At 55.5% G+C, this 24,134-nt stretch carries 26 protein-coding genes and 3 pseudogenes; 17 read left to right on the top strand and 12 right to left on the bottom strand.

The genetic code is table 11. The features are described from left to right. Positions 1–210 precede the first annotated feature (210 nt). The 5 genes from gabT to AB5975_23495 all read left to right on the top strand — a co-directional run bounded on the left by gabT (position 211) and on the right by AB5975_23495 (position 5,208). A complete protein-coding gene (gene gabT / locus AB5975_23475) occupies positions 211–1,494 on the top strand; it encodes a 4-aminobutyrate--2-oxoglutarate transaminase (GenBank protein XDR19453.1) in 1,284 nt (427 codons plus the stop codon). A 46-nt stretch (positions 1,495–1,540) separates the two neighbouring features. Then, complete coding sequence (locus tag AB5975_23480) at positions 1,541–1,870, top strand: tRNA-binding protein (GenBank protein ID XDR19454.1); 330 nt, start codon at positions 1,541–1,543, stop codon at positions 1,868–1,870. 68 nt (positions 1,871–1,938) lie between these two features. Next, on the top strand, positions 1,939–2,661 hold the full coding sequence (locus tag AB5975_23485; GenBank protein ID XDR19455.1) for a haloacid dehalogenase type II: 723 nt from the start codon (positions 1,939–1,941) through the stop codon (positions 2,659–2,661). A gap of 62 nt (positions 2,662–2,723) precedes the next feature. Continuing rightward, a complete protein-coding gene (locus AB5975_23490; protein XDR19456.1) occupies positions 2,724–3,575 on the top strand; it encodes a DMT family transporter in 852 nt (283 codons plus the stop codon). Positions 3,576–3,798: 223 nt separating this feature from the next. Beyond that, on the top strand, positions 3,799–5,208 hold the full coding sequence (locus AB5975_23495; GenBank protein ID XDR19457.1) for an amino acid permease: 1,410 nt from the start codon (positions 3,799–3,801) through the stop codon (positions 5,206–5,208). A gap of 236 nt (positions 5,209–5,444) precedes the next feature. Here AB5975_23495 and AB5975_23500 read toward each other — a convergent pair whose 3' ends face one another. Continuing rightward, positions 5,445–6,401, bottom strand: a complete 957-nt coding sequence (locus AB5975_23500) for a DMT family transporter (protein XDR19458.1) — start codon at positions 6,399–6,401, stop codon at positions 5,445–5,447. After that, positions 6,398–6,979: a TetR/AcrR family transcriptional regulator gene (locus AB5975_23505; protein ID XDR19459.1), complete on the bottom strand. Its 582-nt coding sequence runs from the start codon at positions 6,977–6,979 to the stop codon at positions 6,398–6,400. Before AB5975_23505 ends, AB5975_23500 begins: the two co-directional genes overlap by 4 nt. Positions 6,980–7,320: 341 nt before the next feature. Between AB5975_23505 and AB5975_23510 the strand changes: the two genes are divergently transcribed. Together AB5975_23510 and AB5975_23515 are read left to right on the top strand one after the other, a co-directional pair. Further along, positions 7,321–8,796: an NAD-dependent succinate-semialdehyde dehydrogenase gene (locus AB5975_23510; protein ID XDR19460.1), complete on the top strand. Its 1,476-nt coding sequence runs from the start codon at positions 7,321–7,323 to the stop codon at positions 8,794–8,796. 84 nt (positions 8,797–8,880) lie between these two features. Continuing rightward, entirely contained in the window at positions 8,881–10,233 is a 1,353-nt protein-coding gene (locus AB5975_23515) for an aminotransferase class III-fold pyridoxal phosphate-dependent enzyme (GenBank protein XDR19461.1), read from the top strand. 189 nt (positions 10,234–10,422) lie between these two features. Here AB5975_23515 and AB5975_23520 read toward each other — a convergent pair whose 3' ends face one another. Then, the gene (locus AB5975_23520; GenBank protein ID XDR19462.1) at positions 10,423–10,701 is read right to left on the bottom strand and encodes a hypothetical protein; all 279 of its coding nucleotides are present in this window, start codon (positions 10,699–10,701) and stop codon (positions 10,423–10,425) included. Positions 10,702–10,831: 130 nt separating this feature from the next. Next, positions 10,832–11,824, bottom strand: coding sequence for an NAD(P)H-dependent flavin oxidoreductase (locus AB5975_23525; protein XDR19463.1), 993 nt, complete (start codon positions 11,822–11,824; stop codon positions 10,832–10,834). Between the two features lie 419 nt (positions 11,825–12,243). Here AB5975_23525 and AB5975_23530 point away from each other — a divergent pair, with 419 nt between their 5' ends. Beyond that, positions 12,244–13,383: a glutathione-independent formaldehyde dehydrogenase gene (locus tag AB5975_23530; GenBank protein ID XDR19464.1), complete on the top strand. Its 1,140-nt coding sequence runs from the start codon at positions 12,244–12,246 to the stop codon at positions 13,381–13,383. Positions 13,384–13,456: 73 nt separating this feature from the next. Here the strand turns inward: AB5975_23530 and AB5975_23535 are convergent, their stop codons facing one another. The 3 genes and pseudogenes from AB5975_23535 to AB5975_23545 all read right to left on the bottom strand — a co-directional run bounded on the left by AB5975_23535 (position 13,457) and on the right by AB5975_23545 (position 14,892). Further along, positions 13,457–13,705, bottom strand: coding sequence for a hypothetical protein (locus tag AB5975_23535; protein ID XDR19465.1), 249 nt, complete (start codon positions 13,703–13,705; stop codon positions 13,457–13,459). A 79-nt stretch (positions 13,706–13,784) separates the two neighbouring features. Next, positions 13,785–14,249, bottom strand: coding sequence for a hemerythrin domain-containing protein (locus tag AB5975_23540; protein XDR19466.1), 465 nt, complete (start codon positions 14,247–14,249; stop codon positions 13,785–13,787). Positions 14,250–14,389: 140 nt separating this feature from the next. Further along, positions 14,390–14,892, bottom strand: a pseudogene (locus AB5975_23545) (CinA family protein). 197 nt (positions 14,893–15,089) lie between these two features. Here AB5975_23545 and AB5975_23550 point away from each other — a divergent pair. Further along, the gene (locus AB5975_23550) at positions 15,090–15,251 is read left to right on the top strand and encodes a hypothetical protein (GenBank protein XDR19467.1); all 162 of its coding nucleotides are present in this window, start codon (positions 15,090–15,092) and stop codon (positions 15,249–15,251) included. A gap of 51 nt (positions 15,252–15,302) precedes the next feature. Here AB5975_23550 and AB5975_23555 read toward each other — a convergent pair whose 3' ends face one another. Continuing rightward, a complete protein-coding gene (locus AB5975_23555; protein XDR19468.1) occupies positions 15,303–16,160 on the bottom strand; it encodes an SDR family oxidoreductase in 858 nt (285 codons plus the stop codon). Positions 16,161–16,355: 195 nt separating this feature from the next. Between AB5975_23555 and AB5975_23560 the strand changes: the two genes are divergently transcribed. Beyond that, a complete protein-coding gene (locus AB5975_23560) occupies positions 16,356–16,880 on the top strand; it encodes a hypothetical protein (protein XDR19469.1) in 525 nt (174 codons plus the stop codon). Positions 16,881–16,938: 58 nt separating this feature from the next. Here the strand turns inward: AB5975_23560 and AB5975_23565 are convergent, their stop codons facing one another. Beyond that, the gene (locus tag AB5975_23565) at positions 16,939–17,478 is read right to left on the bottom strand and encodes a type 1 glutamine amidotransferase domain-containing protein (GenBank protein ID XDR19470.1); all 540 of its coding nucleotides are present in this window, start codon (positions 17,476–17,478) and stop codon (positions 16,939–16,941) included. Positions 17,479–17,790: 312 nt separating this feature from the next. After that, positions 17,791–18,066, bottom strand: a pseudogene (locus AB5975_23570) (short-chain dehydrogenase). 257 nt (positions 18,067–18,323) lie between these two features. Here AB5975_23570 and AB5975_23575 point away from each other — a divergent pair. The 5 genes from AB5975_23575 to AB5975_23595 all read left to right on the top strand — a co-directional run bounded on the left by AB5975_23575 (position 18,324) and on the right by AB5975_23595 (position 19,947). After that, positions 18,324–18,548, top strand: coding sequence for a DUF6555 family protein (locus AB5975_23575; GenBank protein XDR23021.1), 225 nt, complete (start codon positions 18,324–18,326; stop codon positions 18,546–18,548). Position 18,549: 1 nt separating this feature from the next. After that, positions 18,550–18,753, top strand: a complete 204-nt coding sequence (locus AB5975_23580) for a hypothetical protein (GenBank protein ID XDR23062.1) — start codon at positions 18,550–18,552, stop codon at positions 18,751–18,753. Between the two features lie 17 nt (positions 18,754–18,770). Next, positions 18,771–18,995 carry a DUF2188 domain-containing protein gene (locus AB5975_23585; GenBank protein XDR19471.1) on the top strand — a complete coding sequence of 75 codons (225 nt, stop codon included), beginning with the start codon at positions 18,771–18,773 and terminating at the stop codon, positions 18,993–18,995. After that, positions 18,992–19,387, top strand: a complete 396-nt coding sequence (locus AB5975_23590; GenBank protein ID XDR19472.1) for a DNA methylase — start codon at positions 18,992–18,994, stop codon at positions 19,385–19,387. The genes AB5975_23585 and AB5975_23590 overlap by 4 nt, the downstream gene beginning before the upstream one ends. Before the next feature lie 122 nt (positions 19,388–19,509). Then, entirely contained in the window at positions 19,510–19,947 is a 438-nt protein-coding gene (locus AB5975_23595; GenBank protein ID XDR19473.1) for a response regulator, read from the top strand. Here the strand turns inward: AB5975_23595 and AB5975_23600 are convergent. Further along, positions 19,944–20,360, bottom strand: a pseudogene (locus tag AB5975_23600) (low affinity iron permease family protein). The gene AB5975_23595 and the pseudogene AB5975_23600 overlap by 4 nt on opposite strands. 165 nt (positions 20,361–20,525) lie before the next feature. On the opposite strand from AB5975_23600, the gene AB5975_23605 reads away from it, so the two are divergent. After that, a complete protein-coding gene (locus AB5975_23605; protein XDR19474.1) occupies positions 20,526–21,860 on the top strand; it encodes a cation:proton antiporter in 1,335 nt (444 codons plus the stop codon). A 15-nt stretch (positions 21,861–21,875) separates the two neighbouring features. On the opposite strand, the gene AB5975_23610 is transcribed toward AB5975_23605, so the two are convergent. Beyond that, on the bottom strand, positions 21,876–22,256 hold the full coding sequence (locus tag AB5975_23610) for a response regulator (GenBank protein XDR19475.1): 381 nt from the start codon (positions 22,254–22,256) through the stop codon (positions 21,876–21,878). 183 nt (positions 22,257–22,439) lie between these two features. Between AB5975_23610 and AB5975_23615 the strand changes: the two genes are divergently transcribed. After that, positions 22,440–23,987, top strand: coding sequence for a sensor histidine kinase (locus AB5975_23615; protein ID XDR19476.1), 1,548 nt, complete (start codon positions 22,440–22,442; stop codon positions 23,985–23,987). Positions 23,988–24,134: the final 147 nt, after the last annotated feature.

The following is a 24,134-nucleotide window of genomic DNA, read 5'->3' on the forward strand; positions in this document are numbered from 1 at the left end:
CCTTGTGGTGCCGCCTTTTTTCCAAGTGGTCAGGCGTTCGCGGAGCGCTTGGCCACTGATCTCTTGCAGTCCTCCGTCTGACTCAAATCCCTTCTCTCAAAAATCCTATATTAAGTAGGATCAATCAGTGCGGTAGTCCTATTTCATCTGCGTAGTTAGAGCGCTATGAGCTGGATAGCATTGCCACACTGACACACAAAGGTGAATGCCATGTCTTCTCAACAAAAACTGTCTGTATCGCCCCGCACCCAGCACGTTTCCAATGGCGTTGCAGTCGCTCACCCCATCACCGTGAGCCGTGCGGCAGGTGCTTACCTGTGGGATGACCAGGGTAAGAAGTACCTGGACTTCGTAGGTGGTATCGGCGTACTGAACGTCGGTCACAATCACCCACGTGTCGTCGAAGCGGTACGCAAGCAGTTAGACACCTTCTCGCACATCTGCTTCCAGGTTGCCGCCTACGATCAGTACACCGATCTGGCTGCCAAGCTGAATAATCTGGTGGGCGGCCCGGAGCACTATAAGTCAGTGTTCCTGACCACTGGTGCTGAAGCTGTTGAGAACGCGATCAAGATCGCTCGCGCCCATACCAACCGCCCTGGCGTGATTGCCTTCCGCGGTGGTTTCCATGGTCGCACCCTGATGGGGATGACCCTGACTGGCATGAGCCAGCCATATCGCCAGAACTTCGGCCCTTACGCGCCGGACATCTACCATGCTCCGTACCCGAACGAGTACCGCGGTGTTACCACCGAGAAGGCACTCGCTGCTCTGCAAGAAGTCTTCGACACTCAGTGTGCTGCTGACCGTGTTGCGGCGATCATCATCGAGCCTGTTCAAGGTGACGGTGGTTTCATTCAAGCGCCGGTTGAATTCATGCGTGCTCTGCGCAAGAAAACCGAAGAACTGGGCATCGTTCTGATTTGCGACGAGATCCAGACTGGCTTCGGTCGTACTGGCAAAATGTTTGGCTTCGAGCACTCGGGCATCCAGCCTGACCTGGTAACTGTCGCCAAGAGCCTGGCCGGTGGTCTGCCCATCTCGGGTGTTGTAGGTCGTGCCGCAATTATGGATGCACCTCTGCCTGGTGGTCTGGGTGGTACCTACGGCGGTAACCCACTGGGCTGCGCAGCAGCACTGGAAGTCATCAAGATTTTCGAGTCCGAGAACCTGACCGAGCGCAGCCGCGCCATTGGTGCGCAGCTCCTGGAGGGCTTCAAGCCTCTGGAAGGTCGTTTCAAGGGCATTGGTCACGTACGTGCCACCGGCGCCATGGCCGCCGTAGAGTTCGTTACCGATCGCGATACCAAAGAGCCCGATGCCGCCACTGCCCAGCGCGTGATTGATGCTGCCCGTGAAGAAGGTCTGCTGGTCATCAAGTGTGGCGTCTACCGTAACGTCGTTCGCTTCATCTGCCCTCTGGTGATTTCCGAGCAGGATGTTGCTGAGGCGCTGGGTATGTTTGAGCGTGCGCTGGTTGCCGCCAAGGCCTGAGCCTGACGGTCTATCGTTTTAGCACCGCAATTATTCTGGAGTGGTTATGACCCCGTTTGAAGCGTTCAATGAGGTTGATATTCGTGTCGGCGAAGTCGTGCGAGTAGAGCTCAATGAAAAAGCAAACAAGCCAGCTTATAAGTTCTGGATCAATTTTGGTGAGCTGGGTGAGAAGACCACCAGCGCTCAGTACACCAAGCTCTACAGCCCCGAAGAACTTGTCGGTAAGCAGGTCGTTTGCGCCGTCAATCTGGGCTCAAGGAAGATTGCAGGCTTCACCTCCGAGGTGTTGATGCTGGGCGTAGACCGTGAGCCAGGTGAAGTCGTTTACCTGACCACCGAGCGCGCGGTAACCCTCGGAAGCAAAATTTTCTAACCCCTGGTCGCCGCGCTTGCGTGTGGCGACTGACCCAAAACAAGTAAACCTAAAAGTAGGATACCAAGATGCAACTGACCGACTTCAAAGCGCTGACCTTCGACTGCTACGGCACCCTGATCGACTGGGAAACCGGCATCGTCAACGCACTGCAACCTCTGGCCAAGCGCACTGGCAAGACCTTCACTTCCGACGAACTGCTGGAAGTGTTTGGCCGCAACGAGTCGCCTCAGCAAACTGAAACCCCGGGTGCTCTGTACCAGGACATCCTGCGTGCCGTTTATGACCGTATCGCCAAAGAGTGGGGCCTGGAACCTGACGCTGCCGAACGTGAAGAATTCGGTACTTCGGTCAAGAACTGGCCTGCCTTCCCAGATACCGTTGAAGCGCTGCAGTACCTGAAAAAGCACTACAAGCTGGTCATTCTGTCGAACATCGACCGCAACGAGTTCAAGCTGAGCAACGCTAAACTGGGCGTTGAGTTCGACCACATCATCACCGCGCAGGACGTTGGTTCGTACAAGCCGAACCCGAACAACTTCACCTACATGATCGACGCTCTCGCTAAGGCCGGCATCGAGAAGAAAGACATTCTGCACACCGCAGAAAGCCTGTACCACGACCACATCCCTGCCAACGACGCTGGCCTGGTTTCGGCCTGGATTTACCGTCGCCACGGTAAAGAAGGTTATGGCGCTACCCACGTACCGTCGCGCATGCCGAATGTGGACTTCCGCTTCAACAGCATGGGCGAAATGGCCGAAGCGCATAAGCAAGCGCTGAAGGGCTAAGTCCATTGCCGGCAGCCTCAGGGCTGCCGGTTTTTTTATCCGTCGTGCGGAATCTGGCTGTTATGAGCGCTCTAGAGACTTCAACCGTTAAATCAAATTCCGCGATGATCCCTGCTGTTCTGGCGGTGATCATATGGAGCACGCTTGCTGTCAGCGTCACATTTTGCAGCGACGTCTCTCCTATGTTTATTACGGGTGCCGCGCTATTCATTGGCGGAGTAATTGGCTTGCCGTGGATCAAGCTCTGGCGCATGCCGCGGCGGCTTTTTGTGTGGGGCACGCTTTGCATGCTTGCCTATCACCTTATTTATTTTTATGCGCTCCAGCTGGCTGATCCTATCGGCGTGAGCCTGCTGCACTATCTGTGGCCTGTGCTGATAGTTGTATTGGCACCGTTGTTTGTTTCCACTGGGAAGCTGACGGCCAAGTCAATACTGGCTGGTGCTATTGGCTTCGCGGGTGCCATCATCAGCTGCAACCCAGATCATGCCGTAGGTGCAGGCAGTTGGCTGGGGTACCTCCTCGCGTTCGTGTCAGCAATTCTCTGGGCTGTGTACTCTTTGCTGGCAAAGCAATATCCGAATGTAAAAAGCGTGTCTGTCGGTCTTTTCTGCATTGTTTCTGGCGCAGTTTGCTTGGCATTGTATCGAGCGGGTGCTGACTGGCCCTCGCTCACCACGAGCGAGTTTTGGGCGATTCTGTACATGGGCATTGGGCCGATGGGAGGAGCGTTTTATGTCTGGGATCATGCGATGAAGAAAGCTTGCCATGAGCAAGTTGCTGTTCTCAGTTACGCTACGCCTGTTCTTTCTACTGCCTTCCTGGCGCTTTACCTCCAGGTTGGCATGCAATGGTATATCTGGGTCGGAGCAGCTCTGGTAGTTTGCTCAATGATCATGTCTAAAAAGGCATAATCAGCGTTCACGATTTAAGTTTCGCTCAGCCGGTAGATGAATTGAAATGGTCACTCGATTCTGGTCTCTACCGTCGTTGTACGTTGCCCCCTCACACTGGGGGCTTTTTTATGGGGATCGTATTCATACAGGGGAGGGAGATGAGCGGCTCGAAAAAATCGGAAAAGCATTGATTAGGCCTGTGAGTAACTCTGCGAAATTAAAATAAACAGAGGTTTTTAAGATGGATGTTACAAGTACTAATTTAGATGAAGACAGTAAGGCGAGGGGTAGTCTGAAGGCTGGGCTGAAATCACGCCATCTGACAATGATGTCCATCGCTGGAGTTATCGGTGGATCCTTGTTTGTTGGATCGGGAAGCGTGATTCACAGCGCAGGCCCGGCGGCGGTGCTGGCTTTTCTGGTAGGCGGTATCCTCATGATGCTGATCATGCGGATGCTTGGGGAAATGGCCACTTCATCTCCTGACTCTGGATCATTTTCCACCTACGCTGATCGAGCAATTGGGCGCTGGGCCGGTTTTACAATCGGTTGGCTTTACTGGGGTTACTGGGTAAGCCTGATGGCTTGGGAGGCCTATGTAGCCGGTAAGATCCTGCACGGATGGTTCCCTGGTGTGAGTGTCAACGTGTTTGTCCTGGCGGTGACCCTTGGGCTGATCAGCATCAATTTCTTCAACGTGAAGAACTACGGCGAATTCGAGTTCTGGTTCGCTCTGATCAAGGTTGTGGCGATCGTATGCTTCCTGGTGGTCTGCTGTCTGGCTGTCATGAATATCTGGACTGCGGGAGAGGTGAAGGGCATCACAAACTTGACCGCACACGGCTTTGTACCCAACGGAATAGAGCCGGTCGTGGGTGCCATGCTGGGCGTTATGTTCGCTTTCCTCGGAGCGGAAATCGCGACGATCGCGGCATCGGAATCGCAGAATCCTTCTCAGCAAATCATCAAAACCACTAAATCGGTGGTGTGGCGGGTTGGTCTGTTTTATGTGGGATCGATTTTCCTAATCGTGTGCTTGGTGCCATGGAATGACCCAATGCTCGGCGAATCCGGTTATGGCTCTTACCGTCGTACCCTCGAGCTGCTGGGCGTTCCTGGCGCCGAGCTGTTGATGAATTTCGTTGTACTGACCTCTGTCAGTAGCTGCCTGATTTCTGCCCACTACACCGCGTCGCGGATGCTCTTCTCCTTGGCAACCCGTGGTGACGCTCCGTCGATCTTCAAGGTCATCAAGCCGGAGACCGGCATACCTGTGTACGCCATCATTGGTTCATGTGCCGTTGCGGTGGTGCTGGCACTGATCAATTTCAGTGAGACCCTGCGTCCTAAAGACGTACTGGACACCCTCATGAATATGACAGGAACCATCGCACTGTTGGTGTATTTGGTAATCGCATGCTCCCAACTCAAGATGCGCCGCAAGCTCGATCAAGTTGGTCGGGACATCCCCCTCAGGATGTGGCTCTATCCTTGGCTGACGTGGGGGGTGATCGTCTTTATTGTCGTATGTCTTGCGGCTATGTCATTCATGCCTGAGTATCAGGTGTTGGTTGTATCGACAGGTGGGGCAGGGGTGGCGTTGGCCCTGATCGGTATGCTTCATCAGGCGCGACGTGCCCGGCGTAGCTGAAGGTTTCTTTGGTCAGCAGGGTTGCTCCCATCGACCAGCACTACACTGCTGTGACAGATTGCGTAACCAGACTTGCCCCCTCTCTATCATGGAAGTGAGAGGGGGCATTTTCCTGTCTACTCAGCAAGTACAAACCATCGCCGAAACGGTGATGTCAGATGTCGGTTTCTCAATGTTAGGGCGTGAGTATCAGTCGAAAAGGGCAAGAGGAAACACGATTTTCGGAGTGATCTTATTCAGGCTGCACTTGCAGGCCGAATCGCTGTATCGGCTTGCTTTTCGGGCTGCACTAAGATGTATAGATAACTTACAATCAGGGCTGCGCCAACCCAGCCCATTAGTGGAAGCTGTTCGCGCACGATCATCGCGGCTAAGACTGCCGCCACCACAGGTTCAATCAGCGATAGCGTTGTAGCAGTGCTTGCTGCGATTCTGGCGAGGCCTTTGCCAAATAGGACGTATCCGAGCCCCATCGGGATGAGGATCATGTATAAGCCCACAGCCGCGTTCGTCCAGCTTTCTACCAAGGGAGCCCCCGTCACTAGCAGCACCGGCAGCAAGACAAGTCCTCCTAAGCCAAAGGTGGTGCCCATGGCCGCGTCTGATGAGATGCCGTGCTGGATAAGCCGGTGAGCTGTCCAGGAATAGAGCGCATAGGTCGTGCCGGCGACGAGCCCCAATAGAATTCCAAACAGACTGCGAACTCCCGACTCGCCAATGGCATCGTCGGAGTGGCCGTGTGCCTTGGCCATGCACAGCAAAATAGTGCCCAGAAGGCCGAGTGTTGCGCCGAGAGCCCAGCGCCTGGAGAGGGGTTTGCAGTCAAACATTCGTTCGATCACCGCGCTCAGCAGCGGTGCGGAACCAATGGTGACCACAGTGCCAATGGTTACGCCTGCGAGGTGCATCGAGGTGTAGAAGGCGAGGGGGTAAATAGCTACCGCCGCCGCGCCAATGAAGACGTAAGCGCACTGGGCGCTGAGTTTGGCCCAATCAGCAGCAATGGGCCGCAGGGCAATTACCATCTGCAGCAGGCCGCCCAGTCCCATCGCCGCAGCACCAATCGCCAGAGGGCTGACACTGGGGGCAAAGGTCGCAGCGGTACCGGTTGTTCCCCAGAGCACAGATGCCACCAGGACAAAAATGACACCAACAGTCCTATTCTTGGCGGCTGATAATGCGTGCCCGGTCATACCGCCTCCAGAATCGAGGCAGCTATTCGCCGCGCTTGTTGTACTCGTGCATCGTTTCCTTCAAGGCCTGCACGGGACATCGAGCCCTCGAGAAGAAACGACAGGTGAGACGCGATGTCATCGATCGCCTGTGTGTCGGTAATCCCCATCTCGGCCAAGTGCAGCTGCATCAACTGCTCGACATGCTCTTTGTGGCGCTTTACTGCGGTGCGACCAACATCGCCGACAGGGAGTTCTGCCGCTGCATTGAGCAGGCCGCATCCGCGGAAGCCGCGCTCGTAGGCGCAGTTTGCGTGGTCGGCGTATGCGTCGAATACCGCGAGAATTCTGTCGCGAGGGGTTTGCGCGTTCTGGATCCGGGCGTCATAAAGCGCTAACCATTCGGCGTGCCTGGCTTCGATGAAGGCTGCGACCAGGTCGGCTTTGGAGGAGAAGTTGTTGTACAGGCTCATCTTGGCGACACCGGCCTTGGCCGTAATTGTGTCGATACCAGTAGCAGTGATTCCGTCGTTGTAGAACAGCGTTGCTGCAGCTTCGAGAAGGCGGTCTCTCGCAGCTTTTTGCTTGAGGGGTGGCAAATCATGGACTCCAAATTAGGTAGACCAGTCTACCTATTTTCGAGGCCCTGTACACGGCGACCAGACGAGCAGTCCTTGGCGTTCTCTCAGCCAGTCAACGCTACTCGAGCAAAGCGGTAAGCATTTTCGCAGCGGTGGCTCTGATTCATGACCTGCTATTTCGGGTGCTTAATTTGACCCAATTCATCCTATTTCGGGTAGGTGGATGGTAAGCAGCTCGTTGAATAGGATGGTCATCAGAACAATGGCTGAAGCTGCACTGCGTGAACCTCATGGTTAGTGAGTGAACTCCAAGGCTTTTGAGGCGTGGGTAGTTTCTATTAGATTCGTGTGAGGGTTTTATGAGCTTCGAATTGCAGCGCAAAGAACTGATGGCAACCAAGAACTTCATCGGCGGTGAATGGCAGGACGCAGTTGCGGGGGCAACCATTTCGGTCAACAACCCAGCCACCGGCGAACGTGTTGCCCTGGTACCAAATGGTGACGCTACGGATGCCAAGGCCGCCGTTGATGCAGCTGCTCAGGCTTTCGAAGCCTGGCGCGCCACGCCTGCCAAGCAGCGCGCTGTAATTCTCAAGCGCTGGAATGACCTGATCATGGCTTCTGCTGAAGATCTGGGTAAGATCATCTCCTCTGAGCAGGGTAAGCCGCTCTCTGAAGCGGTCGGTGAAATTGCTTACGCGGCGAGCTACGTTGAGTGGTTTGCCGAGGAGGCCACTCGCGCCAATGGCGACATCATTCCTCAGGCTGTCCGTGGCCGTAAAATGTCGGCTTACAAAGAGCCTGTGGGCATCGTCGCAGCCATTACCCCCTGGAACTTCCCTGCTGCGATGATCGCAAGGAAGATCGCACCTGCATTGGCCGCAGGTTGCACTGTCGTCTGCAAGCCTGCGGCAGAGACGCCACTGACTGCCCTTGCCCTCGTGAAGCTGGCTGAAGAGGCAGGGGTGCCTGCAGGTGTCTTGAACATCGTCATCACCGCTTCCTCGAAGGAAGTCGCGGATGTGTGGCTCGACGATGCGCGTGTTCGCAAAATCACATTTACCGGCTCGACTCCAGTAGGTAAGCACCTTGCCCACGAGTCTTCCCGCACCTTGAAGAAGCTGGCGCTGGAACTAGGTGGTAACGCTCCGTTTATCGTCTTTGATGATGCAGACATCGATGCGGCAGTCGAAGGTTTGATGGTCGCGAAATTCCGCAACGGTGGCCAGACCTGCGTTTGCCCTAACCGCGTTTATGTGCAGTCCAAGGTCTACGGCACCTTCCTGGAAAAGCTCACCGCACGCGTGTCGGCTTTGGTTGTGGGCCCGGCTAGCAATCCCGCTTCGCAGATTGGCCCCATGATCAACGCCAAGGCTATCAACAAGATCGAGGAACATGTGAGCGACGCGGTCGCGCGAGGCGCGCGCGTACTGACGGGTGGCCAGCGTCTCTTCACTGAGCAGCGTGCAGAGTCCACCTACTACGCTCCCACTGTCTTGGCAGATGTTGATCCTGCCGCTCGTTGCTTCCACGAAGAAACCTTTGGCCCTGTCGCACCTATCACCTCGTTCGAAACCGAGGCAGACGTCATCGAGATGGCCAATGACTCTCCGTTCGGCTTGGCCTCCTACTTCTACACCAACGACATGCGTCGGGTGCACCGCGTCACCGACGCCCTGGAGTGCGGCATTGTTGGCGTGAACGAAGGGGCGCTGGCTGCCGAAGCGGCCCCATTCGGCGGTGTGAAAGATTCTGGCTATGGCCGTGAGGGCTCTGTTCACGGGCTTGAAGAATACATGCACATCAAATACGTCTGCCAAGGCGGCCTGGACTAATCGCTTCTCTTTTGCTGGCTTCGCGCTCTGCACCTCTCGGCATTTGAGGTGCAGGGTCGAACCGACTTGTAGACCAGAGGTCGTATGAGCAACCTTCAAGAAAAAGATCAACACTGGGTTCACCCTGTTACGCCGCTGTTGGATCATCAGGCGAAGGGTGTATGCGCTTGGAAGAGCGCAGACGGTATTCACCTGATCGATGTCAACGGACATCGCGTCCAAGATGCGTTTTCAGGTCTGTGGTGTGTAAACGCTGGGTACGGACAGCAGAGCATCGTCGAAGCGGCAAGAAAGCAGCTTGAAGATCTGCCCTATGCGACTGGTTACTTCGGATTTGGTAGTGAGCCTGCGATTGAGCTTGCTGATCGTCTGGCAAGACTGGCCCCACCAGGATTGAATCATGTCATTTTCGGCCAAGGTGGATCTGACGCGGTCGACACGGCCATCCGGACAGTCCGCTATTACTTCAACGCCATTGGTCGACCAGAGAAGAAGCACTTCATCGCTGTGCAGCGTGGCTACCATGGTTCGTCAGCCATCGGTAGCGGTTTGACTGCACTTCCGGTCTTCCACCGTTATTTCGATGTGCCGGCGCCGACTCAGCATCACATCGAGGCACCTTATCCTTACCGTCATAGCGCGGGCCCGGCTGAGGCCGCCATCTTGCAGGCGACGGTTGCGGCGCTTGAGAGCAAGGTGCTGGAAATCGGGCCTGAAAAAGTCGCTGCATTCATTTGCGAGCCGATCATTGGATCTGGTGGGGTGATTGTTCCACCCGCTGGATATTTAAAGGCGATGCGTGCGGCATGTGACAGGCTGGGCATCCTGCTTATCGTAGATGAAGTCATCACGGGCTTCGGTCGCACCGGGCCGATGTTTGCGTGCGAGCACGAAGGTGTAAGCCCTGACTTGATGACGCTGGCTAAAGGGCTAACTTCAGGTTATGCACCGATGGGGGCGACCCTCATCTCCGAGCAGATCTATGCGGCGATCGCAGAGGCTGGCTCCGACGGTACGCCATTCGGTCATGGGCAAACCTACGCAGGTCACCCTGTCAGCGCCGCGATCGCCAACGCAACGCTGGATCTGTACGAAAACGGACTTCTAAAGAACGGCACGGACGTCGGGGAATATTTCCAGTCCAGACTGCGCACCCTGGAAAACCTGGATATTGTTGGTCAGGTTCGGGGGCAGGGCATGCTCGCGGGCTTGGAACTCGTTGCGGACAAGCAGACCAGGGCCAAACCGGACGCCAACCTGAAGTTGGGCCAAAAAATCCTGGCTCATGCGTTTTCGGAGGGGCTGGTGTTCCGCGCGTTTGCTGACGACATCCTTGGGTTCGCACCGTCGCTGAACTACACCAAAGCTGACGTCGACACTCTGATCGAAATTCTCACTTTCTCCATCCAGAAAGTGACTGGTGCTAATTGGGTTTAACCCTGCTGATCTCACCAGACAGCGTTAGGCGCTGTTTTTGAGGGCCTTCTTCTAGAACGCCCTCTTTTTTTTGCCTCATGAAATGACGGTCAGGTGCGAATAGGGCTGTAGTGCTTCGGCTCAGTGAGTTGCCGTCATCGCTTGATGAGTAGCCAGGCGCCTCCGTGCGCTGAATAAAAGATGCTGCGATCAAGCGCCCGAGAGCAATGTTCGGCGCCGGTGGATGCTACTCAGTATTTTGTAATCCCGGATTCGGTCGTGGGAGAGGTGCCCAGCATCTACCAGTCCTCGAATGTAGCCTTCAGCTTTGCCTTGTGCTTCACGCAGATCATCTACAGAGCTGCTGTGGTGGATGTCATCAACGATCAGTTGCCAGCGCTGACTCTGCCGGCGACCGATGGGATCGGCAGAGAAGACAGGAGCTTTCAGAAGATTTTCGTAGTAGCCAGAAACGGGTGGATTGCTCAAGTAGGGCGCTACTCGGTTAAACATGGCCCGAGGTTATCATGCGTATATCTATTCGCCTGTTACTGGCCGGCCTAGGAACATTTTTCTCGCACCGAAGCTTGCGAGATAGTGGTCACCAACACATGAGGTTTTACACGGTCAGGCCATTCAAGCGCTGCATTGCACGCTGCGCATCGTCAAGAATGTCATCGAGTATCTGTTCGACTGGCTGCACTGCATTCGCAAAAACTGCCGATGGGCCGTAGTCGAGCATACCGATGCTGCTGTCACCCGTGAGGTAGGCCTGGGTGGTTAACGTGCCCATGACATGTGGGCGGTAGTGTTCAAAATCGCTGGAGCCCATCGCATCTATGGCAGCCACGGCTTTCGCGCTTTCGTTGTTCAAGACCCGGTGATGTTGGCGTAGGCCGGTCTTGACGATGACGCTGTCCGTGCCATCGCTGTTCACCAGTAGATCCTTGTACTGGCGGTGAATCCACAGCTCTTCCGATACCAGCATCCTGGTGCCCATCAAGATCGCGTCAGCTCCCATCACGAGGGTGGCGGCTAGTTGGCTACCTGTTCCCATTCCACCGCCAATCACCAGGGGTATGGATAGCTCCCGCGAGGCCTGCGGGGCTTGCACAATGCTGCTGATGCCGTAGGTTCCTGGATGACCTCCGGAATCGTTGCCAACAACAATCACGGCATCAACGCCTAAGCGTTCGGCTGACCGGGCATGTCGGACAGCTGAAACCTTGTGAAGCACTTTGATGCCGGACTCGTGGAGGACAGGAAGGATTGCCTCGGGGCTCCCACCGGAGGTTTCGACGCATAGAACGTCTTCTTCAGCCAGGATTCTCACCTGCTCCTGCAAGCGACTTGCAGCATTGGGCTGACCTGAAATGTAAAGGTTCACGCCGAACCTCTTCCCAGATGCCAGCTGCCGGCATTTGCGAAGCTCCTCGCGAAACTGTTCCGAATCAGGGTAGGCGGAAGCAACTATGAACCCCATTCCTCCCGCGTTGACCACTGCCGCGACATAGGTCGCGTCAGACACCCCCGGCCCCATGCCTCCGCAAAGAATGGGGTGGCGGATGCCGAGCATTTCAGTGATCCGGGTTTTGAACAATTGGTTTCGCATGGGCACTCCAGTTCGTTCACGATACAGAGAGCGGGCAGTCCAACCTGTGAATAAGAGGTGGAACCACGTGATAGTTCCGCACGTAGGTGGCAGGCATCTGCTTTTTAGCTGAACATCCGTTCAGTAGTAAAGCAATTTGACGTCGACAGGGATCTTGAGGGCTGCGCAGCATCGGGGGGACGGTACGAGCCTTCGCTGACGCTAGCCGTCGACATGGGCGGCTCTATCGATGTCGAGCCCACTCAGGCATCGGTACTGCATTCCGGAAATCGCTACCAATCAAGTAGCTAGGGGTGAGAGCGACAGCATTTAGCGCCACCGGTCTGACCCCACCACCACCTCACTGAACGTACTGGCTCACCAGTTCGCCTGAACAGGGTAGGGCGGATTTCTGCCGCCCCTGATTTTGGGAGTTCAGCATGAAAGCAATCGTGTACAACGGCCCACGGGACGTCGCGGTCAAGGATGTACCGGACGCAAAAATCGAGAAACCTACGGATGTGTTGGTGCGCATTACCACTACCAACATCTGCGGTTCTGACTTGCACATGTACGAAGGCCGTACCTCGTTTGAGGTCGGACGTGTATTTGGCCATGAGAACCTCGGTGAGGTAATTGAAGTCGGTGAGGGGGTTGACCGGGTCAAGGTCGGTGACAGGGTCTGCCTGCCGTTCAATATCGGCTGCGGGTTCTGCGAAAACTGTGAAAAGGGGCTCACCGGATTCTGCCTTACAGCCAATCCTGGTGCTGCCGGCGCCGCTTATGGTTTCGCAGAGATGGGGCCATATCAAGGCGGTCAAGCCGAATTGCTGCGCGTCCCGTATGCCGATTTCAATTGCTTGGTATTGCCGGAAGATGCCGAGGAGCGTGAGGACGACTACGTCATGCTCTCGGACATTTTTCCCACCGGTTGGCATGCAACTGAACTGGCCGGGTTACTTCCTGGTGAGAGCATTGCGATTTACGGCGCAGGGCCTGTCGGCCTGATGGCGGCTCATTCGGCAATCATCAAAGGCGCATCTCAGGTGTTCGTCATCGACAACCAGCCGGATCGCCTGCAACTCGCCGCGCAGCTCGGGGCAATCCCAATCAACGCAGTCGAGCAAAAAGCAGTGGAAGAGATCATGAACCTGACCCACGGCAAAGGCACCGACCGAGGTTGTGAGTGCGTGGGTTACCAGTGCTGCGACAAGCATGGCCATGAAGCGAACTACCTCACCATGAACAACCTGGTCGCTTCAACCAAAGCCACCGGCGGCATCGGCGTAGTTGGTGTGTTCGTGCCAGAAGATCCTGGGGCGAAAAACGAACTGGCGAAGGAGGGCAAGATGGCCTTCGACTTCGGAGCGTTCTGGTTCAAGGGTCAACAGATCCGTACAGGTCAGGCGAATGTGAAGGCCTACAATCGCCGCCTCGCTGAGCTTATCCATCATGGGCGCGCCAAGCCCTCGCAGATCATTTCTCATCGCCTGAAGCTGGCTGAAGGCCCGAATGCCTACAAGCACTTCGATGCCCGAGATGATGGTTGGACGAAGGTTGTGCTCAAACCTGCTGCTTAAACCGCTTACTTTGCTTCCAAGGAAGGAAGCGAGCAATTGAGCAGAACCCCCCGTATCTGCCTACCCAATCCAGTCAACTGCTGACCTCCTGTTGCGTGTTCTTATGCCACCCTCGCAAATTCATGGCGCAGAGACAAAACTGCAGGATAATCAACGCCCAGGCTCCTGCTTGCCAGCCCCACACGGCCCACAGCACGTTGCTAGTGATGAAACAGCAAAAGCCGATTTTTCTTCTCCTGGGACTGCCCGACCCAATGCACCACGCTGCGAGCACTGTCATAAGCATGGCAGGCCATTCCAACAACCCAATCCAGTGTTCCATGAAGCTCACCCCAACAGCTCGTTTGATATCTGCAACTGGATACCTGCCAGCGTCGTGGAGCTGGCAGGTAATCGCTTCATCAGGCCGCGCGCTGCTCACCCTTCAGCATCTTCTTCTGCGTTTCCATGGTTTGCCCAAGCTCCTCCAGGATCTTTTTGCTGAGTAGCTTCTTGGCCGTCGGGAAGAGTTCGCTTTCTTCTTCCTCGATGTGATGCTCCAGCAACTCTTTCATGACCTTGACCCGCCCGGCGAATTCGAGGGTGCCGGTTTCGGTATGCAGGAGGTCGGGTAGGACGAGGGAGTCGACAGTTCTGTGCTCCTCCTTAGCCTCGTAGTACATTTTCGCTTCTTCCTTACCTCCGGCTTGCTTGATGGCCGGGTAAAGGATTTCTTCCTCAAGCCTTGTGTGGATCTGCAGCTCCTGCTCGATCTTGTGCAGTAATTCACCCCGCTTCTTCACCGCCCGCTCAGTGGTGGTCGACAGTTCTTCGAGCAGCTTTTTCACCAGCTTGTGGTCTTGAATCAGTAAATCGATGGCGTTCATGGCGTACCTCATCATGGACAGAGGAAAGAACTTGCTTGTGGTTGAGTCATGGCCACGTATCACGGTTCAATGGCGACGATGTTTGGTAGCGGAGCATCTTTGGCAATCAATATCGTGGCATCCGGCCTACGCACATGCCTTCAGACACGCTCGCCGCGAAGCCAGCGCTGGTGATAGTGGGAAAGTCGAGTAAGTCCGAAAAGTGCGCCCTGCCGCATGACTTCAGAGCGTTCGCCGAAGAAGCACTGAGTGCGGGTGAAAACGGCTACCGGTTCACCAGCAAACGCCCAGGCGAAACACATAGTGCCTGGCGGTATGCCTGATTCCGGTGACGGCCCAGCTACGCCGGTGGTGGCGATGACCACGGTAGCATCGCTGTCCCTCAAGGCGCCCAACGCCATTTCCCACGCTACGGCTTCGCTCGTCAGACCGTATCGCTCGATATTCTCCGCGCTAACGCCCAGCAAGCGCTTCTTGGCGCTTGGGGAGAGACGACATAGCCGCTTTCCAGCACTTCGCCCGTGCCAGGTACAGCTGCCAACATTGCCACCATGCAACCCGCCGTGCATGACTCTGCGGTGGTCAAGATCAACTGGTTGTCTTTGAGGTAGCCGAGCGCGGCCAGCACGGGGTCGGTTGCCATTTGAAGTTCGACTCGCTTGTAGGTCTCCGGTAGATGGATCTCAGCGAGTATTGGTTCATCCCAGCGACTACCCGTCCATCCCGCTTTGTAATCCTAGCCTGAACTTTGCTTGGTGATTCGGCTTCCCTTACTTGAAGGGGCGGGCACCGTGAGTGTCTGTGCTACTGCCACTGAGTGAAAAAGAGTAGGAGGGCAGCATGAATAAAGAAGCGCATCCAGAAGAGCCGAGCTCACAACCCGAATCAAAAGGTGAGGAAGAGCGGGACAATGATGCTCATCGTCCCGACGGCTCGACCGGTACCTCTCATGATTCCACAGCACAGAAAACGGCGCGTGACCATGGGCATCACAAGCGTTGAAGTACAAGTGGCCAGGTAGAAGGCTCACCAGATTGGCGAGCCTGAGCTACTTCACAGGATCGGTTTACCACCTGTGACGGCATAGCGTGACCCACTGATATAGCTGGCGTCGTCGGAACCCAGCAGCACGTAGATCGGTGCAACCTCGACGGGCTGTCCCGGGCGACCCATGGGGTAGCCCGAACCGAAGTTCTTCACGGCCTCATCGGGCATGGTCGCCGGGATCAGGGGCGTCCAGATGGGGCCAGGTGCAACGCTGTTGACCCGAATGCCTTGCTTGCCCAGCAGTTGGGCCAGGCCTGCAGTGAAGTTGGCAATGGCGCCTTTGGTGGCGGCATACGGCAGCAGGCTGGGTGATGGATCGTCGGAATTGACCGAGCTGGTGTTGATGATCGATCCGCCTTTTGGCATCGAGGGCAACGCGCGCTGGCAAATCCGGAAAATGGCGGTGATGTTAGTATCGAAGGTCTTTACCCATTCATCATCGTCAATCTCGTCCAGACTCTCATGAGCCATCTGGAACGCGGCGTTGTTGACCAGAATATCGATACGACCGAACTGCGCCACGGTCTTGTCGACGATGTCGTAGCAGTGCTGTTTCTGCGCTAGGTCGCCTGGCAGTAATAAGCACTGCCGGCCAGCAGCCCCAACCCAGCGCGCGGTTTCTTGCGCGTCTTCATGTTCATCCAGGTAAGCGATGGCCACGTCGGCGCCTTCACGGGCGTAAGCAATCGCTACTGCTCGTCCGATACCGCTGTCTGCGCCGGTGATGAGGGCAATCTTGCCTTCGAGTCGATTGTGGCCGGTGTACGACTGCTCACCACAATCTGGATAGGGCTCCATCTTGCGTTGTGAACCAGGAACACTTTGCGGTTGAGACGGAAATGGAGGAGTAGGGTAGTCGCTCATGAGGAAGGCTCCTGTAGTTGAGAACGCTTGTTACCTTTCGAACGGAGCTAGGGGCCGACGTTGAGATGAGTTCAGGGTTTGAACGACGGGCGGTCACTCCTTCTATTTCCATTGAATTATCGGGAATTGGTCGGCTCTACCGGTGACCTGTGTCGCGCTTTCTGTGTGAGGCTCCACCATTAACCGGAGGGTCAAGTGCCTCGAATCATTACCCCCAGCACGCCCGAACATGAGATCGATCAGCAGAATGCGAAGATGTTCGGTACCCCAAAAGAGCGCCTGGATTTCTATCGACGCGAAATTCAGTACGAGACCACCATCCTGGCCAATCGCACAGATGCCTATCTCGCTGCCCAGTCGTTCCTGGTCATCGCTTTCGTTTCTTCGATGGGCAACCTGAATCAGAGCTGGGGCGAGATGTTTACTGTGATGGTACCGGCGTTTCTCGCACTGCTCGGCGTGCTGAGTTCGCTGAACGCCTGGCCAGGCATACGCGCTGCGTTCCGGATCATCGAGCACTGGCAACTGAAGCAAAGCCATTTGCTCCGCAGTGAGCCCATGATGGGGTTGGCCTATGACGAATCGCCGTTGTTCTGCGAAGCGGAAACCTCGCAGGCGGGGCACCGCAAATCGCTGCTGTTTTCCCTGCGCACGCCCTGGATTTTTCTCGGTTTCTGGGTCTTGTTGGGCACCTATTCGGTTTACATCCAGCTGGCGTGACCCGCGCCCTCCAAACGCCTTGAAGCCTCACCGGAGGGCGCGAAGCAGAACGCTGGGCTCAGCCAGCCAGCGCTTTGATCAATTGTTCGTTGAACGCCGGAATATCGTCCGGCTGGCGGCTGGTGATCAGGTTGCCCTCCACCACCACCTGCTCATCCACCCAATTGCCACCCGCATTGCGAATGTCGTCCTGCAATGTCTTATAGCTGGTCATCCGCTTGCCCTTGGCCAAACCGCTGGACACCAGCAGCCAGGCACCGTGACAGATGACGGCCAGCGGCTTACCAGCCGCGTCATGGCTCTTCACCAGCTTTTGCGCGCCGGGGATCAGGCGGATGGTGTCGGAATTCTGCACGCCACCAGGCAGCACCAGAGCATCATAGAGATCGAGTTGGGCACTTTCGAAGGTTGCATCAACGGCAAATTCGTCGGCAGGCTTGTCGTGATTCCAGCCACGCACCGTACCTTCCTTGTCAGCGAGGATGTCGATCTCGGCACCAGCTTTCTGCAAAGCCTCACGAGGCCCGGTGAGCTCGATCTGCTCAAAACCATCAGTCACCAGGAAGGCCACGCGTTTGCCATTCAGTTGTGCATTCATCATTGAATCTCCATTTTCGATAAGCCTGAGAGGGAAGGCCTTTGGCCAGGCGCGAAGTTCAAAGGCGACGCCTCAACGGCGTCGACGTTGGGCATGAGAGATGAGAAGTCCCGCGAGCAAACCGATGACTGCCGCACTCAGCAACAGCGGTATCTTGTCTTTAGGGGTTAGGCCGATGCCCTCCATGCTTCCTGGCCTACCTGTTGGCGTGAACAGATTCTCGGAGGAATCCAGCGCGCCGGAACTGAGGTTCAATGGTGTATCCGGATTGGATGGTGCGACGAACTCGACGTCCTCAGTCGTGGCGTGGACGTCCAATGGGTTCAGCTTCAACGCTGTGCCGTCCGTCAAGGTCAGTGTCAGGTTTTCAATGTCTCCCGCTGCGCGACCTGGAAAAACCGGTTCGCCTGCAGCATCGAGGTTGTCATAAATGAAGCGCTTGCCCTCCAGCCAGCCAACGGCTGTGAGTAACTCGGGGCCGAGGTAGTATTTTCCATCGAGGAAGAAGCCTGGAAACTGGTGAGCGCGTTCGACGTTCTCCACGGAGTAACGCTCACCCGCCTTCATGCCTGTTGTTGGATCAATCATGACCACGACCTCCGTATGCTGGTATAGCCATGGAGGTTGCCGAGGCAGTATGTGTTCCTAAGGGATGACCAATGGACTTCAGTCCAATCTGTTGGTGCGTGGCCGGTACTTGAACGCAGGGTCTGCCGTCTGACTTTTGAATTGAATTTTTAAGCGTACATCCCGCTCAGTAAAATGGGTCAAAGGGAGATATGCACGTGGCGGGGCAGCAATTATTCGTGATCGATTACACACTCCATGGCGAGAGCTGAACGTTCATTATTCGCTTGGAAAAAATGGACAACCCCGTGGCCTGGCACTGGGCCAGTTGCGATGCCGGCGTTGGCATCATCCCAAGGTTCAGTCAGCAGAAGATCAAGCTGGTCAGTCGTCCCATGGCAGAGCGCTACGGCATCGCGAACGTGAAGTGGCGACCTGCCGGCAATGGCCCTGAGTTTGTTCCACAACCTATCGATGTCGGCAAATTCTCAGGCGCTTCATAAGATGCTTGGTGCTTTGCAGCCGACCAATTTTTCAGGAGGTGTTGTGATGCAGCCGAAAACTGAAGGCTCTGAAGAGAAGGGGCCGAGCGACGTACCCTTCATCAATGATCCGGAAAAGCCCACGTCGCCACCTTTGAATGATGCTGATGCCACGGATGCAGCTGAGGCAGATGAAGACATCGAGGATGACGGCCAATCCATTTAAGCCGGAAGGAGCACACGATGGACAATTACCACCTTAGCCCGACATCGGATGGCTGGGAGCTGAAGAAAGCCGGTGCCGTACGGGCGTCCAAACGAGCTGCGACGAAGCAGGAACTGGTCATTGCCCTTACAGATTTCTTTGATAGCAAGAAAGCGTCTGTGAAGATACGCAAAGCGGACGGCACGTTCGAAGAGGAACGCACCTACCCACGCTCAGCTGACCCGCGCCGTAGCAAAGGTTGAAGACCGTAACTGCCTGTGACCTCGGCATTGAGGTTACGAATGTCGGTGGTGTTTTCAGATGGTTGCTGGCCAGCTTTCTCATGGGCAAGCGCATACGTTCTTCGGTTGCCCTGAGGGCGTATCGGATACTTGTCGACGAGCAGGGGCTAGATACGCCGCAAAAGCTTGTGCAGGCTCCCCATGCGACCCTTGTGAGTTTCCTCGGCCAGGCTGGGTATGCGCGATACGATGAATCCACTGCCCGACGATTGCATGCCCTTGGCAAGAATGTAGACGCGGAACTGGGTGGTCAACTTGAGGCGCTGCGGGAAGACCCAGGTGGTGAAAGCTTCAAGCGCTGGCTATTGAGCTTCGAGGGTATAGGCCCCAAGACATTGGAGATATTCATGTGAGAACGCCCATTCCACCTAACGATGTTCGAAGGCCATTGAACAGAAGGTGGCCTTTAGCCTCCATCGACGAGTGGACAGATGAGTGAAACACTCGATTATTCAACTATGGACTGGAGAGGGTGATGAAGCTCGACATCGAAGGTTTGTCGCTGTCAGGGAAGACAGTAGTTGTCGTGGAAGATGATCCAACGCTTCAAACCCTGCTGATGGATATCCTGATCGAGTTGGGCGCTGCCTGCGATGCGTTCGATAACGCCGAAGACGCCTTGATTCACTTGATGGGGCTCAAGAGCGACTGTTCGTTGATCGTTGTCGATCACGGTGTTCCTGGAAGTATAAAAGGCATGGAGTTCATCTCCATGGCCCACGAAAGGTGGCCTGGGCTGCCCGCCATCCTGACCTCTGGTTACCAGCTTGATCCATCGCAGGTCACCCCACCTGTCACTTACCTGTTCAAACCCTGGTCAATTGACGAGCTCGCTGAAGCTATTAACCACGCGCTCAGCTCTGCAAATGTTCCTCCAGCTCTGCCCGCATCGCCCGGCCATAACGCTCTCTAGCGCTGCAAGTTGTCTCGAGCTGCATCATCCGCCCGCTGCTCGCTAGACATTTGGTGGGGCGTCTCGCAGTGGCTGCCCATTGCCTGGTATTCCTTGCGAAGTTTATGGATTGCTCGGTTGTCGAGCGCTTCAAGATCGAGCACCGAATGCTCTGCTGATTTCGTAGCACGGATAAGCTCGTCGAGCTTGACGTGGATGATGTCGTTGTCCCGGTTCTGGGTGTTCTGGATCAGAAAAACCATCAGGAATGTGATGATGGTGGTCGACGTATTAACGATGAATTGCCAGGTGTCGTTGTAGTGAAACCAGGGCCCGGATGCAGCCTATGAGGCAATCAGTACCACGGCAATCAAGAAGGTACTCGGTTTATCGGCGTGGTTAGCGAGTAATTGGCAGAACTGGGCGAATTTCATGACGATAACTCCAATGCGACCTATCGGATTTGACAGCAGAGGAGCGCTGAAATCTTTTTTTACATTTCGCCGTGATGATGGACGAACGTAGTAAGTGCAGCGGAACGACGTCTTAAGCCAGAAAGTCAAAAAGTAGTCGAAAATTCTCCCAAGGCTTCTGCGCAGATGACCTTCATCGTCTGGTTCGCCATGCTGGGTGCAGTGCTCCTGCTGCTCTCGCTTTCATCCTCGTACCTGCGCTGGATTCCAGTTACAACGTCCGTTGTGTGCCTTGGCTTAGGTATGGCTCTGGGAACATCGGGCCTGGGTTTGCTACAGCTGGACTTGAGCACGTCGAGTGGCTGGATGGAGCACCTCACCGAAGTCGCGGTCTTGTTTTCGCTGTTCTTCAGTGGCTTGAAGTTGCGATTGCCCTGGCACAATCGCAGCTGGTTGAGCGCTTTCTATCTGGCGGGGCCGGTCATGTTGCTCTGCATTGGTGGGGTAGCGATGGTGCTGCATTACGGCCTGAGCCTGGGGTGGGGAGTATCAGTTCTGATTGGAGCTATCCTCGCACCCACAGACCCTGTGCTGGCAACCCTGGTACAGGTGGTTGATGCTCAAGACGATGATCCTGTCCGTTTCAGCCTGTCCGGTGAGGCAGGGCTTAACGATGGAGTGGCTTTTCCCTTCGTCATCCTCGGCCTGTTCCTGCAACAGGATACCGGACAAGCCTGGTTCTCTAACTGGCTCATCAAGGACATGCTGTGGGCAGTCTCTGCAGGTCTGCTGTTGGGCTACTGGATGGGGCGTGGCTTGGGCAAGTTCACGCTTTTCTTGCGTTTGCGCAACGACGACAGCACCGTGTCACCCAACGACTATCTCGCCCTTGCCCTTATCGCGCTGGCTTATGTGAGCGCCGAGACTATTCAGGCCTATGGGTTTCTCGCGGTGTTCGCTGCGGGCCTCGGTTTGCGCCAGGCGGAGGTTCACACCTCAAATAGCCCCGAGGATCCAGCTGCCGAGCATCTAGTACAGCCTGTAGTAGGACACCAGCATGTCGCGCCGGAGCTGGCCGTCAAAGGTGATGTGGAAGGGCTCGATGACTCACAGGTGGCAGCGGGGATAATGTTGGGAGACATGTTGGCATTCGGTAGCTTGATCGAGCGGGCACTGGAAGTGTTTCTTGTCACCATGCTCGGGGTAGTGCTCATTGAACATTGGGACTGGCGGGCAGTGCCGGTTGCCGGCGCTTTGTTCTTTGTCATTCGGCCCGTCAGCATTCTGCTTTTCCCGGCTCGGGAAATGCTGGATATTCGTCAGCGCGGGCTTTTGGGTTGGTTTGGCATCCGAGGTATCGGCAGCTTCTATTACTTGTTCTATACCCTCAATCATGGGCTGCTTCCCACCTTCGCCGCACAGAGCATTAGCTTGGTTTTGTCGGTGGTGGCGTTGAGCATTCTGCTACATGGATTGAGCGTTCAACCGCTGCTAGCCAAATACGAAGCATGGAAGGGGTAGGCAGTGTTCTTTGGATCAAGCTTCTACTTGTGGCGGGAGCGTTACTAATTTGTTGATCAGCGAGGCGAGATCAGAAATCTCCCAAGGTTTGGGGAGAAATGCTGTCCGAGCAGGCAGCAAACCGGTGTCGATTACTGCGTCGCCCGAAGTCAGAATCACTGGCAGGGTAGGCCATCGACGCCAAATCTCGTGTGCAAGGCCTAAACCGTCCATGCTTCCAGGCATATGGATATCGGTCATCACTAAGCTAGGGACTTCCTTATTGCAAAGGTAATGCAACGCCTCGTCAGCATTTGCGCAGCACGTCATAGCAACGGCGTAGAGTGACGAGAGGCTCTCGGCAGTTAGGTCTCTTAGGAGGTCGTCGTCTTCCACAATGAGGATGGTTTTCGGCATGTAGGGTTTGCTCGCGGGTCATATGCATTAGGGCTCTGGGCCTCAAAGCCGTTGCTCCGGGGCGATGAGTGGTGCGCTAGGCGCCGTCATGGATTAGCGGCTATGGTAGGAAAACGTTAAGCGAACCGCCTGTACCCCCTGAAAGGATTCTGGGCGTTTCCCGTTAATCCGGAAGGGAAGACTATGCAGCAGCTACCAGTGGACGAAACAATCCGAGCGGCCTTGAAGAAGACTCATGCGCGCTTGCACCGCCAACATGAGCTCGTGGTCGAGTTTGGCGTGATGTCCCTGAAGGCTGCGGACTTGGATCTGTTGCTGACCCGTGCATGTGAAGTAGTCGCTGAAGGGATGAACACTCGTTTTTCCAAGGTGCTCCAGCCAACAGAGGAAGGGGAAGGGTTTGTTCTGACCCACGGCGTTGGCTGGGATGCTTCTGACATCGGGCGAGCAACCGTGGGCGGCGATGTGGCTAGTCCCGCAGGCTATGCTTTGGCCACCTACAGGCCTGTACTCTCGAATCATTTGGGTATGGAAAATCGCTTTCGAACGCCGGAGCTGCTGAAAAAATATGGAATAGAGCGGGCCATCAATGTCCCGATACGGGGTGTGCTCAGCCCGTTTGGTGTACTGGAAGCCGACAGCAGCAACGGGGACGATTTTGTAGAGAGCGATCTGGTATTTCTGGAAGGCATCTCGAACGTCATTTCCATGGCTGTCGAAAGAATATCTGCAGGAGTGGATGTTCCAGTTCCCGACCCTTATTCCGAAACCATTCTGAACGCAAGCCCTGACTGGGTGGATATCCTGGCCCCGAGCGGCGAGATCGAGTTCATGAATGAAGCCGGGCTGACATTCCTGGATACACAACTGACCAGCGTTAAAGGTCAGCGATGGTATGACTTGTGGCCTGAGGAGTCGCGATCACTTGTTTGGGAGGCGGTAACTAAAGTTAGCGCTGGCGAAACCATGAGGTTCGAATCGTACTGCCCAATCGCTCCCGATGAACCCAAATGGTGGGATGTGACTGTGGCGCCAATCATGGGCACGGATGGCCAGGTCGAACGGATCATAGCGGTATCACGGGATATCACTGAACGGCACCAGTACGAAGCTCAGCTGCTCTCTCTCATTGAGGCGCAGAACAGCAGGCAAAATCGAAGCGACCTTTATCTCGAAGAAATCCATCATCGCGTCAAAAATAGCCTCCACCTTGTAAACACCCTGCTGTTACTTCAAGCCAATCTCACGCCAGATGCGGCTGTTAAGTTGCAGCTCGAAACTGCCGCAGGGCGAGTGGTGACCATTGCCAGTGTTCACGAGAGACTATACCAGGCCGCCGAAGACCAAGAGGTACGCGCTCGCGATTACCTGAGTGCCCTGTTGGGTGATCTGGGCAAGGCTTTGGCCGACCGACAAATTCTGTTGGAGGCTGACGACTTCGTCCTGCCACCTGAAAGAATGGCTCCCTTGGGGTTAGTGATCTCCGAGTTGATCACCAACTCCCTTAAGTACGGCAAAGGCTCCATAGACGTGATCGTCAAGCATGCCGGCGATCATGCTCAGCTCACCGTCAGGGATGAGGGCGACGGCTTTCCTGATCATTACCCTAAGCCGACAGGAACGGGGCTTGGCATGCGATTGGTCAAAAGCTATTCCGGTTACGGCAGCGCGGCAGTAGTGGTTGATCGCCAAGATAGTAAAAGCTGCATCCATGTCCGCTTTAAGCTCTAGACGCGAGAGGGGCGCACCTACGCGCTGATGGCACTTTGCCAAATGCGCATGGTCTCGTATCAAGTCGAATTGATCTCGAAAATCAACATTGAGGAGTCGGGAATGCGAACCTTGGGATGGCTTATTACTGCTTTGGGGTGTGCTGGG

The sequence above is a fragment of the Pseudomonas putida genome (assembly GCA_041071465.1).
Lineage (GTDB): Bacteria > Pseudomonadota > Gammaproteobacteria > Pseudomonadales > Pseudomonadaceae > Aquipseudomonas > Aquipseudomonas putida_P.

Bases quoted from the DNA above. Each gene is read 5' to 3' on its own strand.
- AB5975_23555 (XDR19468.1), bottom strand. From the start codon at position 16,160: ATGAGCGACTACCCTACTCCTCCATTTCCGTCTCAACCGCAAAGTGTT.
- AB5975_23485 (XDR19455.1), top strand. From the start codon at position 1,939: ATGCAACTGACCGACTTCAAAGCGCTGACCTTCGACTGCTACGGCACC.
- AB5975_23540 (XDR19466.1), bottom strand. From the start codon at position 14,249: ATGAACGCCATCGATTTACTGATTCAAGACCACAAGCTGGTGAAAAAG.
- AB5975_23535 (XDR19465.1), bottom strand. From the start codon at position 13,705: ATGGAACACTGGATTGGGTTGTTGGAATGGCCTGCCATGCTTATGACA.
- AB5975_23525 (XDR19463.1), bottom strand. From the start codon at position 11,824: ATGCGAAACCAATTGTTCAAAACCCGGATCACTGAAATGCTCGGCATC.
- AB5975_23480 (XDR19454.1), top strand. From the start codon at position 1,541: ATGACCCCGTTTGAAGCGTTCAATGAGGTTGATATTCGTGTCGGCGAA.
- AB5975_23580 (XDR23062.1), top strand. From the start codon at position 18,550: ATGCTTGGTGCTTTGCAGCCGACCAATTTTTCAGGAGGTGTTGTGATG.
- AB5975_23500 (XDR19458.1), bottom strand. From the start codon at position 6,401: ATGACCGGGCACGCATTATCAGCCGCCAAGAATAGGACTGTTGGTGTC.
- AB5975_23510 (XDR19460.1), top strand. From the start codon at position 7,321: ATGAGCTTCGAATTGCAGCGCAAAGAACTGATGGCAACCAAGAACTTC.
- AB5975_23595 (XDR19473.1), top strand. From the start codon at position 19,510: ATGAAGCTCGACATCGAAGGTTTGTCGCTGTCAGGGAAGACAGTAGTT.
- AB5975_23585 (XDR19471.1), top strand. From the start codon at position 18,771: ATGGACAATTACCACCTTAGCCCGACATCGGATGGCTGGGAGCTGAAG.
- AB5975_23515 (XDR19461.1), top strand. From the start codon at position 8,881: ATGAGCAACCTTCAAGAAAAAGATCAACACTGGGTTCACCCTGTTACG.
- AB5975_23530 (XDR19464.1), top strand. From the start codon at position 12,244: ATGAAAGCAATCGTGTACAACGGCCCACGGGACGTCGCGGTCAAGGAT.
- AB5975_23495 (XDR19457.1), top strand. From the start codon at position 3,799: ATGGATGTTACAAGTACTAATTTAGATGAAGACAGTAAGGCGAGGGGT.
- gabT (XDR19453.1), top strand. From the start codon at position 211: ATGTCTTCTCAACAAAAACTGTCTGTATCGCCCCGCACCCAGCACGTT.
- AB5975_23615 (XDR19476.1), top strand. From the start codon at position 22,440: ATGCAGCAGCTACCAGTGGACGAAACAATCCGAGCGGCCTTGAAGAAG.
- AB5975_23550 (XDR19467.1), top strand. From the start codon at position 15,090: ATGAATAAAGAAGCGCATCCAGAAGAGCCGAGCTCACAACCCGAATCA.
- AB5975_23565 (XDR19470.1), bottom strand. From the start codon at position 17,478: ATGAATGCACAACTGAATGGCAAACGCGTGGCCTTCCTGGTGACTGAT.
- AB5975_23610 (XDR19475.1), bottom strand. From the start codon at position 22,256: ATGCCGAAAACCATCCTCATTGTGGAAGACGACGACCTCCTAAGAGAC.
- AB5975_23605 (XDR19474.1), top strand. From the start codon at position 20,526: ATGACCTTCATCGTCTGGTTCGCCATGCTGGGTGCAGTGCTCCTGCTG.
- AB5975_23490 (XDR19456.1), top strand. From the start codon at position 2,724: ATGAGCGCTCTAGAGACTTCAACCGTTAAATCAAATTCCGCGATGATC.